Origin of the sequence: Roseococcus suduntuyensis (genome assembly GCF_014196305.1) — a bacterium.
In the GTDB taxonomy this organism is placed as follows: Bacteria; Pseudomonadota; Alphaproteobacteria; order Acetobacterales; family Acetobacteraceae; genus Roseococcus; species Roseococcus suduntuyensis.
Genome location: NZ_JACIDJ010000001.1, coordinates 1,349,283 through 1,361,220, shown reverse-complemented (window position 1 = coordinate 1,361,220; position 11,938 = coordinate 1,349,283). Strand labels below are relative to the sequence as shown.

Here is an 11,938-nt window from a genome sequence, read left to right as displayed (position 1 = left end):
CCCGGCTCTCGGCGCGCGCGCCTTGGCCGCGCCTTGTCTTCGCATATATGAGAGGAATGCAAGACCGCCCCTTTCCGCTGCGCGCCCCCCTCGATGCCTCCGCGGGGGAAGCCGCCCTCCCCGCCTGGGACCTGTCCGACCTCTACAAGGGGGAAGACGACCCCGCGCTGGAAGCGGACCTCGCCCGGGCCGAGGCCGAGGCCAGCGCCTTCCAGGACCGTTTCGCCACGAAGCTGGGCGGACTCTCCGGTGACGGGCTGGCCCAGGCCATCGCGGAATATGAGCGGATCGAGGAAATCCTGGGCCGGGTGATGAGCTTCGCCCAGCTGGTCTTCTCGGGCGACGCGCAGAACGCCGGCAATGGCCGCTTCTACCAGACCATGCAGGAGCGGGTGACGACCATCTCCTCCTACCTGGTCTTCTTCACGCTGGAACTGAACCGGCTGGAGGAATCCGCGCTGGAGGAAAGGCTGCGCGAAAGCGCCGCCCTCTCCCGCTTTCGCCCCTGGCTGCGCGACCTGCGGGTCTGGCTGCCGCACCAGCTTCCCGATGAAATGGAAAAGCTGTTGCACGAGAAGGAGGTGACGGGTCGCGCCGCCTGGAACCGCCTCTTCGACGAGACCATGGCCAACATGCAGGTGACGGTCTCGGGCGAGGAGATGTCCGTCTCGGCCGCGCTGAACAAGCTCTCCGACACGGGCCGCGCGGTGCGCGAGGCGGCGGCGAAGGGCGTGTCGGAGGCCTTTCAGTCCCGCATCCGCCTCTTCTCCCTCATCACCAACACGCTGGTGAAGGACAAGGAGGTGATGGACCGCTGGCGCAAGCACCCGCGCCCCGGCTCCTCCCGCAACCGCGCCAACATGGTCGAGGACGAGGTGGTGGACGCGCTGGTAACGGCCGTGCGCGGCGCCTATCCGCGCCTGTCGCACCGCTACTACGCCATGAAGGCGAAGTGGCTGGGGCTTGAGAAGCTGCAGCACTGGGACCGCAACGCGCCCATCCCGCGCGACACCGACGCGACCATTCCCTGGCCCGAGGCCGTCTCCCGCGTGCGCGCGGCCTATGGCGCCTTCTCGCCGGAGCTGGAGCGCGTGGCCGCGCCCTTCTTCGACAAGCCCTGGATTGACGCGGCGCTGCGGCCGGGCAAGGCGGGCGGCGCCTTCGCGCACCCGACCGTGCCCTCGGCGCATCCCTACCTGCTGCTGAATTACCACGGCAAGGCGCGGGACGTGATGACGCTGGCCCATGAACTCGGCCATGGCGTCCACCAGCGCCTGGCGGCCGAGCAGGGCTATCTGATGAGCGGCACGCCGCTGACCCTGGCCGAGACCGCGTCGGTGTTCGGTGAGATGCTGACCTTCCGCGCCATGCTCGACGCCGAGACGGACCCGGCGAAGCGCCGCCTGCTGCTGATCGGCAAGGTGGAGGACATGCTGAACACCGTGGTGCGGCAGATCGCCTTCTACCGCTTCGAAACCCTGCTGCACGACGAACGCCGCAAGGGCGAGCTCAGCGCCGAACGCATCGGCGAGCTGTGGATGAAGGTGCAGACCGAAAGCCTCGGCCCCGCCTTCGAGTTCACGCCGGATTATGCCGTCTACTGGGCCTATGTGCCGCACTTCGTGCACAGCCCCTTCTACGTCTATGCCTATGCCTTCGGGGATTGCCTGGTGAATGCGCTCTACGGCGTGTTCCGCGACGGCACCGTGCCGGATTTCGAGCGGAAATACCTCGACATGCTCCGCGCCGGCGGCACGCTGCGGCACAAGGAATTGCTGGCGCCCTTCGGCCTCGACGCATCGCGGCCGGAGTTCTGGAACAAGGGGCTCGACGTCATCGCGGGCTTCATCGACGAGTTGGAACAGACCGCATGAGCGAGCCCCGCGAGAGCACCCTGTTCGGCGAGGTGCGGCGGATGGTCCGCACCTCGGGCGCCGTCACCGGTATCGCGGCCCGCGTGGCGGGTGAGCGCTACCTCGGCATCAAGACCAACAAGGACAGCCATGCCGAGGACCTCAAAGCCATCCTGGGCGGTCTGAAGGGCCCCATGATGAAGGTGGCGCAGTTTCTCGCCACCATCCCCGACGCCCTGCCCGAGGAATACGCGCGCGAACTGGCCACGCTGCAATCCAACGCGCCCCCCATGGGCTGGGCCTTCGTGAAGCGCCGCATGGGCACGGAGCTTGGCCACGACTGGCAAAAGCATTTTTCGGAGTTCGGGCAGGACGCCGCCGCGGCCGCCAGCCTGGGGCAGGTGCACCGCGCCACGCTGAAGGATGGCACGCAGGTCGCCTGCAAGCTGCAATACCCGGACATGCCGAGCGTGGTGGAGGCGGACCTGCGCCAGCTCAAGCTCGGCATGCAGCTCTATCGCCGCATGGACAGCGCGCTGGACAACGAGGACGCCTACGCGGAGATCGCCGACCGGCTGCGCGAGGAGCTGGACTACACGCGCGAGGCCTCGCACCAGCGCCTCTACGACCTCATCCTGGCCGATGAGCCGAACGTGCATGTGCCGACGCCGATTGACCACCTGACCACGCGCCGCCTGTTGACCATGACCTGGCTCGATGGCGGCTCCATCCTGAAGCGCCTGGACGAGGACCCGCCGCTGGAGGAGCGCAACGACTACGCCCGCGCCCTCTTCGCCGCCTGGTACAAGCCCGTCTATCGCTATGGCGTGATCCATGGCGACCCGCATCTGGGCAACTACCAGATCCGTCGCCCCACCGATGGCGCGCCCGGGGGGCTCTCGCTGCTCGATTTCGGCGTGGTGCGGATCTTCCCGCCGCACTTCATCACCGGCGTCATCACCCTCTACGAGGCGGTGCGCGACGGAGATGACGACAAGGCGCACCATGCCTTCGAGGTCTGGGGTTTCCGCAACCTCTCGCGCGAGACCATGCTGGTCCTGAAGAAGTGGGCGGATTTCCTCTACGAACCGCTGCTGGAGGACCGCGTGCGCCTCATCCAGCAATCGAGCGACCCCACGCATGGGCGCAAGGTGGCGGAGGAGGTGCATCGCGGCCTCAAGGCCACGGGCGGCGTCCGCATTCCGCGCGAATTCCCGCTGATGGACCGCGCGGCGATCGGCCTGGGCAGCGTCTTCTTCCGCCTGAAGGCGGAGCTGAACTGGCACCGCATGTTCCACGAACTGATCGAGGGCTACAACGAGGCCGCCCTGGCCCAGCGCCAGGCCGATGCCCTGGCCCAGGCGCGCGTGCCCGGGCCGGTCGTGGCGCCCAAGAAGTAGGGGTCAGCGGCGCGGCTGGACCTCCTCGATCCGGCCGCCACACCCACGGAAGCAGCGGTCATATTCGCCGCTGCACCGCCAGGACTGGTTGATGCAGGAGGGCGGCTGCACGCAGCCCATGCCGCGCGATTGCACGCAGCGATTATAGGCCGCCATGGCGAAGTTCCGGCTGGCGTTGCAGTGCTGGTAGTCGCGATCGGCGAAGGCGCGGCATTGCTGCTGGTCGAAGCGGCATTGCGAGACGCAGGCCTGCCCCTCGGGCCCCGGCGGCGGGATATAGGCGTATTCCGTGCAGGCCCCCAGCGCGAAGAACGCCAGCAACAGCACCCAGCTTCTCAATTTCGTGAACATTCGGCCCGCCATCATCTGCACCTTAGATGATGGCGGGCCGTGTCCGGCTTGGCTACAGGATGTAGCGCGACAAATCCGCGCTGGCGGCCAGCGGCGCCACACGGTCGCGCACCATGGCGGCGTCCACCGTCACCGTCTCGCCGCGGCGGTCGCTCGCGTGGAAGCTGACATCCTCCAGCAGGCGTTCCAGCACGGTAGCAAGTCGCCGCGCGCCGATGTTCTCGACGCTGGCGTTGATCTCGGCGGCGAGGTCCGCCAGCGCGTCCACCGCGCCCTCCTGGAAGACCAGTTCCACGCCCTCGGTCGCCATCAGCGCGCTGGCCTGCTTGAGCAGGGAATGCTCCGGCTCGGTCAGGATGCGGCGGAAGTCGTCGCGGGTGAGGGCCTTGAGTTCCACGCGGATGGGCAGGCGGCCCTGCAATTCGGGCAGCAGGTCCGAGGGCTTGGACAAGTGGAAGGCGCCCGAGGCCACGAAGAGGATGAAGTCCGTCCGCACCGGCCCGTGGCGGGTGTTGACCGTGGTGCCCTCGATCAGCGGCAGCAGGTCGCGCTGCACGCCCTCGCGCGAGACGTCGCCGCCGCGGACACCGCCCTCGCCGGTGCGGGCGCAGATCTTGTCGATCTCGTCCAGGAAGACGATGCCGTTGTTCTCCGCGTTCTGCACGGCGGCGCGCGTCAGCGCCTCGCTGTCCAGCAGCTTGTCCGCCTCGTCGCGGATCAGCGCCTCGCGCGCCGCCTCCACCGTCATGCGGCGGGGCTTGGCGCGGCCGCCGAACATCTTGCCCAGCATGTCCTGCATGTTCTGCATCTGGCCGGGGGGCATGCCGGGCATGTCCATCATGCCGATGGGCGTGCCCTGGGGCTCGTTGACCTGGACCTCGATCTCGCGGGATTCCAGCGTGCCCTCGCGCAGCATGCGGCGGAACTTCATGCGCGTCTCGCCCGAGGCGCCCTCGCCCACCAAAGCGGAGATGATGCGCTCCTCGGCCTGCAATTCGGCCTTGGCCTGCACGCCGCGCCGCGCCTGTTCGCGCTGCTGGAGGATGGCGGCCTCGACCAGGTCACGCACGATGCTTTCCACGTCGCGGCCGACATAGCCGACCTCGGTGAACTTCGTGGCCTCGACCTTCAGGAAGGGGGCATTGGCCAGGCGCGCGAGGCGCCGCGCGATCTCGGTCTTGCCGCAGCCCGTGGGGCCGATCATCAGGATGTTCTTCGGAACCACCTCCTCCTGGAGAGATTCCGGCAGCTGCTGCCGGCGCCAGCGGTTGCGCAGCGCGATGGCCACGGCGCGCTTGGCGTCGTTCTGGCCGATGATGAAGCGGTCCAGCTCGCTCACGATCTCGCGCGGGGAGAGGTTGACCGTCTCGATGGGGGCGATGTCGTTCATGCGGGCAACGTCTCCAGGATGAAGTTGCCATTGGTGTAGACGCAGATATCGGCGGCGATCTTCATGGAACGGCGGGCGATCTCTTCCGCCGAAAGCCCCTCCACCGTCATCAGCCCCCGCGCGGCGGCCAGCGCGTAGTTGCCGCCGGAGCCGATGCCGATGACGGCATCCTCCGGCTCCAGCACGTCGCCATTGCCGGTCAGCAGCAAAGAGCGGTCCTTGTCGGCGACCGCCAGCAGCGCCTCCAGCCGCCGCAGGTAGCGGTCCGTGCGCCAATCCTTCGCCAGCTCCACGCAGGCGCGTTCGAGCTGGTCGGGGAAGCGTTCGAGCTTGGCCTCCAGCCGCTCCAGCAGGGTGAAGGCATCGGCGGTGGCGCCGGCGAAGCCGGTCAGCACGCGCCCCTGGGCGATGCGGCGCACCTTGCGCGCATTGCCCTTCACGACGGTCTGGCCGAGCGAGACCTGGCCATCGCCCGCCATCGCGACCTTTCCGTCGCGCCGCACGCAGAGGATGGTGGTGCCGTGCCAGCCGATCGGATCATGTGTTGTGTTCGACATGGTGCCGATGTGGCGCGTCGGCCCCGCTTCGGCAATGCGGCTTGCCCGATCGCATGACGGACCCGAACATCGCGCATCTATGGAGACTGACCCGATGCTGCCCTGCCTCGCCCCGGCCGATTCGCCCGCCCTGCCCTTGCATGTGGTGACGCCAGGCGCCTGGGAAGCCCTGCCGGGCGCCGGTTTCGCGGCCGCCACGGGCTTCCGGGCAAAGCCGGGGGAACTCGTCCTGCTGCCGGGCACGGAAGGGTTGGTCGGCGCGCTGCTGGGCGCGCCCGAGACGCCGCACGGCTTCGGCGCCCTGCCCTTCTCCCTGCCCGAGGGCAGCACCTGGCGCGTGGAGGGTGCCGATCCGGCCGACGTGACCCTGGGCTGGTGCCTGGGCGCCTATCGCTTCACGCGCTTCAAGCCCGGCAAGCGCCCGCCCGCCCGGCTGGTGGCCGCGCCTGGCCATGAGGAGGCCACCATCGAGGCCGCCGCCATCTGGCGCGCGCGGGACCTGATCAACACGCCCGCCAACCATCTGGGCCCGGCCGAACTGGCCGCCGCCGTCGCGGAGCTGGGCGCGGCCCACGGTGCCCGCGTCGAGATCATCGAGGGGCCGGCGCTGGAACAGGGCTTCCCGGCGGTGGCCGCGGTCGGCCAGGGCAGCCCCCGCGCGCCGCGCGTGGCCGTGCTGGAATGGGGCGCGGCCGATGCGCCGCTGGTGGCGCTCTGCGGCAAGGGGGTCTGCTTCGACACGGGCGGGCTCGACCTCAAGCCCTCCTCGGCCATGCTGCGCATGAAGAAGGATATGGGCGGGGCCGCGGTGATGATCGGGCTGGCGGAGGCGCTGATGGCCTCCCGCGCGCCCATCCGCCTGCTGCTGCTGGTGGGCGCGGTGGAGAACAGCGTCTCCGGCACCGCCTTCCGCCCGATGGACGTGATCCGCACCCGCAAGGGCCTGACCGTCGAGATCGGCAACACCGATGCCGAAGGCCGCCTGGTGCTGGCCGACCTTCTGGCCTTCGCCGCCGAACGCCGCCCCCGCGTGATCCTGGACGGCGCAACCCTGACGGGGGCCGCGCGCGTGGCCCTGGGCCCGGACCTGCCCGCCTTGTTCAGCAACGATGAGGGGCTCGCCGCCGCGCTGCTGGCGGGCGGCGAGGCGGCCGGCGAACCCGTGTGGCGTCTGCCCCTGCACCAGGGCTATGCGGGTTGGCTGGACAGCCCGGTGGCCGACCTCAACAACGTGGCCGCCAAGCCCATGGCCGGCGCCATCGTGGCCGGCCTTTTTCTTCAGCGATTTGCACCAGGTGACATTCCGTGGGGACATCTGGACCTGTATGCTTGGAATGACAGCTCCCGCCTTGGCCGCCCCGAAGGAGGCGAGGCCACCGGACTGCGCGCCCTGCGCCGAGGGCTGATGAACTTCCTGCACGTCTGAGCCGACATTCGCTCAACCCGCAATTTTTTTAACGAGCGGTTGATGAATTCCTTGCAATTTTCTCGGCGCTGATCCCTACTGTTCATATGGCGGCAACCCCATGTGGACGCCATCACAGTCAAATTCCGCGAGCCAGAGGGGCATTCGACTTCATCCGACCCCTCCAAGGCCCTGCCGGGAAAGGAAGGATGCCATGTCTGTCCACTCCAACCCCGACCAGCTGGTGGGCGTCCTTCGGGACACCATCGTGGCGCTGGTCCGCCGGGATGGGCCGGACTTGTCGGCCCGCCAGCTTGGTGTGTTCCTCACGGTGTATCTGAGCCCGGGGCCGCATACGGTCCGCGGCCTGGCGCATGAGCTGAACGTTTCCAAGCCCGCCATCACCCGCGCCCTCGACCGCCTGGGCGAGCTGGACCTGGCCCGCCGCAAGGTGGACCCCATGGACCGCCGCAGCGTGCTGGTGCAGCGCACCCTCAAGGGCTCGGTCTTCCTGCGCGACCTGCGCCAGACCATGGCCGAAGCCGAGGGTATCATCACCGAGATGCCCCTCCCCGATTCGGCCATCGCGGCCGAGCTGGAAGGCGCGGGCTACCGCTGAGCCCGCGCGCGGGGCGGCGCGGTGGCTCTCAGCCGCCCGCCTCCAGCCGCTTGCCCGTCTCGCCGTCGAAGACGTGCAGGGTGTGCAGCGGGATGATGACGTTGAGCGCGCCATCGGAATAGCTGCTGCCGGGCAGCTTCGCCGTCACTTCCGTGCCGTCCGCGAGGCGCGCATGGATGACGCTCTCGCCTCCCAGAGGCTCCACCAGATCAACCTGGAGTTCCAGTCCGCCCTGGCCGGGCGTGAGGTGCTCAGGCCGCACGCCAATGGTCAGCTTCCGGCCGGCGGGGCCGGGGCGCGGGCCGTCATGGAAGGGCAGGACGAGGCCATTGCTGTCAAGGCGCGCGGCATGGCCGCCCTCCTCCAGCGTGGCCGGGAAGAGGTTCATGGCCGGGCTGCCGATGAAGCTCGCCACATAGGTGTCGGCCGGGCGCGCCCAGATCTCCATCGGGGTCGCGATCTGCGCGGCGTGGCCGGCATGCATGACCACCAGCCGGTCACCCAGCGTCATGGCCTCCACCTGGTCATGCGTCACGAACAGGCTGGTGACGCCGAGGCGCTTCTGCAGCCGTCGGATTTCCGCGCGCATCTGCACGCGCAGCTTGGCGTCCAGGTTGGACAGCGGCTCGTCGAAAAGGAACAGCTTGGGCTCGCGCACGATGGCGCGCCCCATGGCCACGCGCTGCCGCTGCCCGCCCGAGAGTTGCCGTGGCCGGCGTTCCAGCAGCGCGCCGATGCCCAGCAGGTTGGCCGCCTCCTGCACCCGGGCCGCGATATCGTCGCGCGGCAGGCCCCGGATCTTGAGGCCATAGGCCATGTTGTCGAAGACGCTCATGTGCGGGTAGAGCGCGTAGTTCTGGAACACCATCGCCACGTCGCGCTCGGCGGGTTCGAGCGCCGTGACGTTGCGCCCCGCGATGACGACGTTGCCGGTGCTGGCCGTCTCCAGCCCCGCCACGATCCGCAGCAGGGTGGATTTGCCGCAGCCAGAGGCGCCGACGATGACGATCATCTCGCCGTCGGCCACATCGAGGTCGATGCCGTGCAGCACATGGGTGGGCCCGAAGGCCTTGGTCACGCCCTGGATGTTGAGGGTCGCCATTACTTTTCGGTCTCCGTCAGGCCCTTCACGAACCAGCGCTGCATGAGGATGACAACGGCGACCGGCGGCAACAGGGCCAGCACGGTGGTCGCCATGACGATATTCCATTCGGTGTCGGCTTCCGCCCCCAGCATCTTCACGATGCCGATGACGATGGTCTCCACATCCGTGCTGGTCGTGACCAGCAGGGGCCAGAGATACTGGTTCCAGCCATAGACGAAGAGGATGACGAAGAGCGCCGCGATATTGGTGGCCGAGAGCGGCAGGACGATGTCCTTGAAGAAGCGCATCGGCCCCGCGCCGTCCATCTTGGCGGCCTCCACCAGTTCATCCGGAATGGTCAGGAAGAACTGGCGGAACAGCAGCGTGGCCGTCGCGGACGCGATCAGCGGGATGATCAGCCCCTGATAGGTGTTCACCATGCCAAGGTCGCTCACCACCTGGAAGGTGGGGAAGATGCGCACCTCCACGGGCAGCATCAGCGTGATGAAGATGGCCCAGAAGCAGAGCATCCGCCCCGGGAACGAGAAGAACGCCACCGCATAGGCCGAGGTGATCGAGATGGCGAGCTTGCCCACCGTGATCAGCAGCGCCATCACCGCGCTGTTGAACATCATGGTCGAGACGGGCACGGAGGCGCGGCGGGTATTCCCCTCGCTCCAGGCCGTCGCATAGTTGTTCCACCCCTCGGAGCCCGGCAGCAGGGGCACCTCGCCCCGGCCGATGGTCGCGGCGTCATGGGTGGAGCCCATGAGCACGATCCAGATGGGCATGGCGAAGAGCACCACGCCCAGCAGCAGGATCACATGGGTGGTGAGGTCGGCGCCGAGGAAGCGGCGGCGGCGCGGCGCCTCCGCGGCCAGCGGCACGGGGGCCGCGATGGCGGGCTGAACCTGAGACATCAGTAATGCACCCTGCGTTCGATGAAGCGGAACTGCACCAGCGTCAGCGCCATCACCGCGATCATCAGCACCACCGACTGCGCGGCCGAGGAACCGAGGTCGAGGTTCACCCGCCCATCCACATAGGCGCGGTAGATCATGGTCTGGGTGGCGTTGCCGGGCCCGCCGCCGGTCAGCGCGTCAATGATCCCGAAGGTGTCGAACACGGCCGAGGTGATGTTGATCACCAGCAGGAAGAAGGTGGTGGGCGACAGCAGCGGGAAGATGACGGTCCAGAAGCGCCGCGAGGGGCTGGCGCCATCAATGGCAGCCGCCTCCAGCACGGATTTCGGAATGGATTGCAGCCCCGCCAGGAAGAAGAGGAAGTTGTAGGAGACCTGCTTCCACGCCGCGGCCAGGATGACGACGAGCATCGCCTGGTCCCCGTTCAGCCGGTAGTCCCAGGGCACGCCAAAGCCGTTCAGCGCCCGGCCGAGCAGGCCGAGGCTCGGGTGGAACAGGAAGATGTAGAGCACCGCCGCGATGGCCGGCGCGATGGCATAGGGCCAGATCAGCAGGGTGCGGTAGGTGTTCCGCCCACGGATGTGCCGGTCCGCCAGCACGGCCAGCAGCAGCGCCACGCCCATGGAGAGCACGGTCACCCAGAAGCTGAACCAGATCGTGTTCCAGACCACCTGCAGGTAGCGTTCATCGGCGAAGAGGTCCTGGAAGTTCTCCAGCCCCACGAACATGACCGAGATGCCGAAGGCGTCCTGCCGCAGGAAGGAATACCGGATGGCCTCCGCCGCGGGCCAGAAGAAGAAGATGGCGGTGACGATGAGCTGTGGCGCAAGCAGCAGATAGGGAAGCAGCTTGTTGCCGAAGATGACCTTGCGCCGCATGGGGCCTCACGGAAAGGAAGGGGGGCGGAACAGCCGCCCCCCGGGATGGTTCAGTCTCAGCGGCGGTTGGCGCGCTCGAAGTTCCGCAGCACCACGTCGGCGCGACGGTTGGCGTTGGCCAGGGCCGTCTGCGCGTTCTGCTGGTTCTGGAAGCCGCGCTCAAGCTCTTCCTGGATGATGTTGCGGATTTCCACGAAACCGCCCAGGCGGAAGCCCTGGCTGTTCGGCGTGGGCTGCGCGCGGGAGAGCTGGGTGATGGCCGCGTCCGCACCCGGGTTGCGCTCGTAGAAGCCCTCGGCCTTGGACGCCTCGTAGGCCGCCAGCGTCAGCGGCACATAGCCGGTGACCTGGTGCCACCACTTGTCCTGCTCCACATCGGAGATGAAGCGGTAGAACTCCGCCACGCCGCGGTATTCGGCCGCGGTGCGGTTGCGCGAGGTCAGCGCCCAGAGGCTCGCGCCGCCGATCACGCCGTTCTTCGGGCTCTGGGTGATGTCCGCATGGTGCGGCAGCACCACGGAGGCCCAGCGGAACCGCGCCTCGCGCTGCACGGCCGCGCGGCCGGCGGAGGAGTTGAAGCTGATCGCCGCCTGGCCGGCCGGGAAGGCCGCGCCACCGCCGCCGTCACGGCCGCCATAGGTGAAGTGGCCGGCGCGCTGCATCTCCAGCAGCATCTCGGTCTGCTTCAGGAAGATCGGGTCCGCGAGGTTCATCCGCGCGTCCAGCCCCTGGAAGCCATTGGCGGGCGTGGCCAGCGCGACATCGTGCAGGGACGACATCTGCTCGTACATCACCCAGGTCGGCCAGGCGGTCGTCATCGCCATCTCGGCCGCGTTGCGGGCGCGGATGGCCTGGGCGGCGGCGCGCACCTCGGCCCAGGTCTTGGGCAGGTCGGTGGTGGACAGGCCCGCACGCTCGAAGGCGTCCAGGTTCAGCCACATCACCGCCGAGGAGGAGTTGTGCGGCATGGAGATCATGCGGCCCTGGGTGTCGCTGTAGTAGCCGCGCACGCCGGCCAGATACCGCTGCGGATCGAGCTCGATGCCCGCCTCGCCCAGCAGCTCATACACGGGGCGGATGGCGGGGCCCGCGCCCATCATGGTGGCGGTGCCCACCTCGAAGACCTGCGCGATGTGCGGGGCCGTGCCCGCGCGCCAGGCGGCGATCGCGCCGCTCATCACCTCGGGGTAGGAACCGCGGAAGGTCGCCACCACGCGGTAGCGGTCCTGGCTCTCGTTGAAGCGCTGCGCCTGTTCGGCCACGCGCTCGCCCAGGGCGCCGGCCAGCCCATACCAGAACTGGATCTCGGTGCGGCCGCCGGCGCCGGTCTGGGCGCGGGCCGAGGGGGCGATGAAGGGAACGGACAAAAGGCCGGCCGAACCGGCCAGCAGTGAGCGGCGCTGCATGAAGGTGCTCTCCCAGGGTTTTGGTCTTGCGGGGCGCTATACGCGCTTGGTTGCCTCGGTGTGACAGTTTTT

General features: G+C 68.5%; 11 protein-coding genes. 4 read left to right on the top strand and 7 right to left on the bottom strand.

Annotated features, from left to right (window positions below; translation table 11 throughout):
* Positions 1-56 precede the first annotated feature (56 nt).
* Positions 57-1,874, top strand: coding sequence for a M3 family oligoendopeptidase (locus GGQ83_RS06400; RefSeq protein ID WP_242534988.1), 1,818 nt, complete (start codon positions 57-59; stop codon positions 1,872-1,874).
* On the top strand, positions 1,871-3,253 hold the full coding sequence (locus GGQ83_RS06395; RefSeq protein WP_184382876.1) for an ABC1 kinase family protein: 1,383 nt from the start codon (positions 1,871-1,873) through the stop codon (positions 3,251-3,253). The genes GGQ83_RS06400 and GGQ83_RS06395 overlap by 4 nt, the downstream gene beginning before the upstream one ends.
* Before the next feature lie 3 nt (positions 3,254-3,256).
* Here GGQ83_RS06395 and GGQ83_RS06390 read toward each other — a convergent pair whose 3' ends face one another.
* Genes GGQ83_RS06390 through hslV form a run of 3 tightly spaced genes read right to left on the bottom strand, consistent with a single transcriptional unit; the run spans position 3,257 to position 5,551 of the window.
* On the bottom strand, positions 3,257-3,604 hold the full coding sequence (locus tag GGQ83_RS06390; RefSeq protein ID WP_184382875.1) for a hypothetical protein: 348 nt from the start codon (positions 3,602-3,604) through the stop codon (positions 3,257-3,259).
* A gap of 52 nt (positions 3,605-3,656) precedes the next feature.
* Positions 3,657-4,976, bottom strand: a complete 1,320-nt coding sequence (gene hslU / locus GGQ83_RS06385; RefSeq protein ID WP_311727432.1) for an ATP-dependent protease ATPase subunit HslU — start codon at positions 4,974-4,976, stop codon at positions 3,657-3,659.
* A 14-nt stretch (positions 4,977-4,990) separates the two neighbouring features.
* Positions 4,991-5,551: an ATP-dependent protease subunit HslV gene (hslV, locus tag GGQ83_RS06380; protein ID WP_184382873.1), complete on the bottom strand. Its 561-nt coding sequence runs from the start codon at positions 5,549-5,551 to the stop codon at positions 4,991-4,993.
* A 79-nt stretch (positions 5,552-5,630) separates the two neighbouring features.
* Between hslV and GGQ83_RS06375 the strand changes: the two genes are divergently transcribed.
* Positions 5,631-6,977 carry a leucyl aminopeptidase family protein gene (locus tag GGQ83_RS06375; RefSeq protein ID WP_242534989.1) on the top strand — a complete coding sequence of 449 codons (1,347 nt, stop codon included), beginning with the start codon at positions 5,631-5,633 and terminating at the stop codon, positions 6,975-6,977.
* Positions 6,978-7,170: 193 nt separating this feature from the next.
* Entirely contained in the window at positions 7,171-7,575 is a 405-nt protein-coding gene (locus GGQ83_RS06370; protein WP_184382872.1) for a MarR family transcriptional regulator, read from the top strand.
* A gap of 28 nt (positions 7,576-7,603) precedes the next feature.
* Here the strand turns inward: GGQ83_RS06370 and ugpC are convergent, their stop codons facing one another.
* The 4 genes from ugpC to ugpB are packed head-to-tail and all read right to left on the bottom strand — an operon-like array spanning position 7,604 to position 11,866.
* Complete coding sequence (gene ugpC / locus GGQ83_RS06365) at positions 7,604-8,677, bottom strand: sn-glycerol-3-phosphate ABC transporter ATP-binding protein UgpC (protein ID WP_184382871.1); 1,074 nt, start codon at positions 8,675-8,677, stop codon at positions 7,604-7,606.
* Positions 8,677-9,579, bottom strand: a complete 903-nt coding sequence (gene ugpE, locus GGQ83_RS06360; RefSeq protein ID WP_184382870.1) for a sn-glycerol-3-phosphate ABC transporter permease UgpE — start codon at positions 9,577-9,579, stop codon at positions 8,677-8,679. The genes ugpC and ugpE overlap by 1 nt, the downstream gene beginning before the upstream one ends.
* The gene (gene ugpA / locus GGQ83_RS06355; protein WP_184382869.1) at positions 9,579-10,460 is read right to left on the bottom strand and encodes a sn-glycerol-3-phosphate ABC transporter permease UgpA; all 882 of its coding nucleotides are present in this window, start codon (positions 10,458-10,460) and stop codon (positions 9,579-9,581) included. Before ugpA ends, ugpE begins: the two co-directional genes overlap by 1 nt.
* 56 nt (positions 10,461-10,516) lie before the next feature.
* Entirely contained in the window at positions 10,517-11,866 is a 1,350-nt protein-coding gene (gene ugpB / locus GGQ83_RS06350; protein WP_184382868.1) for a sn-glycerol-3-phosphate ABC transporter substrate-binding protein UgpB, read from the bottom strand.
* Positions 11,867-11,938: the final 72 nt, after the last annotated feature.

What these genes read in the sequence shown, in the direction of transcription:
- hslV (WP_184382873.1), bottom strand. Translation starts at nt 5,551, where the DNA reads ATGTCGAACACAACACATGATCCGATCGGCTGGCACGGCACCACCATC.
- ugpE (WP_184382870.1), bottom strand. Translation starts at nt 9,579, where the DNA reads ATGTCTCAGGTTCAGCCCGCCATCGCGGCCCCCGTGCCGCTGGCCGCG.
- GGQ83_RS06390 (WP_184382875.1), bottom strand. Translation starts at nt 3,604, where the DNA reads ATGTTCACGAAATTGAGAAGCTGGGTGCTGTTGCTGGCGTTCTTCGCG.
- GGQ83_RS06375 (WP_242534989.1), top strand. Translation starts at nt 5,631, where the DNA reads ATGGAGACTGACCCGATGCTGCCCTGCCTCGCCCCGGCCGATTCGCCC.
- ugpB (WP_184382868.1), bottom strand. Translation starts at nt 11,866, where the DNA reads ATGCAGCGCCGCTCACTGCTGGCCGGTTCGGCCGGCCTTTTGTCCGTT.
- ugpA (WP_184382869.1), bottom strand. Translation starts at nt 10,460, where the DNA reads ATGCGGCGCAAGGTCATCTTCGGCAACAAGCTGCTTCCCTATCTGCTG.
- GGQ83_RS06395 (WP_184382876.1), top strand. Translation starts at nt 1,871, where the DNA reads ATGAGCGAGCCCCGCGAGAGCACCCTGTTCGGCGAGGTGCGGCGGATG.
- GGQ83_RS06400 (WP_242534988.1), top strand. Translation starts at nt 57, where the DNA reads ATGCAAGACCGCCCCTTTCCGCTGCGCGCCCCCCTCGATGCCTCCGCG.
- GGQ83_RS06370 (WP_184382872.1), top strand. Translation starts at nt 7,171, where the DNA reads ATGTCTGTCCACTCCAACCCCGACCAGCTGGTGGGCGTCCTTCGGGAC.
- ugpC (WP_184382871.1), bottom strand. Translation starts at nt 8,677, where the DNA reads ATGGCGACCCTCAACATCCAGGGCGTGACCAAGGCCTTCGGGCCCACC.